Raw genomic sequence first — 547 nt, forward strand, 5'->3', positions numbered from 1 at the left:
CTGAGCCGGATCCTCGGGCCGAGGCGTGCGCGGGGCTACTGCTTGCGCAGCTCCCGGACCGCCGCGTCCAGCCGCTGCCCGAAGTCGGCGTCGGCCTTGCGGAAGTTGTCGACCGCCCGCTCCACGATGTCCTCGCGGTCGGCCGAGACCTTGGCGATGAAGCCCGCCAGGTTGGCGACCAGGCGCTGCTTCTCCTCCTCGGAGAACAGCCGGTAGAGGTCGCCGGCCTGCACGAAGTCGTCGTCCTCGGCGTGCGAGGGCGCGATGTGGTTGCCGGTGAGGCCGTCGACGGCGGTTGCGGCCCACAGCGGACGGCCGGTCTGCACCGGGCCGCCGAAGCTGTTCGGCTCGTAGTTCTTCTGCCGGCCGTGGCGGCCGTCGTACAGGTAGCCGTCCCGGCTGTTGGTGCGGGCCTCGGTGGCGTGCGGACGGTTTACCGGCAGGTGGTCGGCGTTGATGCCGACCCGGTAGCGGTGGGCGTCGGCGTACGCGAACAGGCGGCCCTGGAGCATCTTGTCCGGGGACGGGCCGATGCCGGGCACGAAGT

General features: G+C 71.7%; 1 protein-coding gene. It reads right to left on the reverse strand.

The window, feature by feature from the left end:
• Positions 1 to 35 precede the first annotated feature (35 nt).
• Positions 36 to 547, reverse strand: a 512-nt coding sequence (locus AE652_RS42820) for a catalase (protein WP_049661813.1), incomplete at its 5' end; no start/stop codon positions are given.

The sequence above is a fragment of the Kitasatospora sp. MY 5-36 genome (assembly GCF_001182915.1).
GTDB lineage: Bacteria > Actinomycetota > Actinomycetes > Streptomycetales > Streptomycetaceae > Kitasatospora.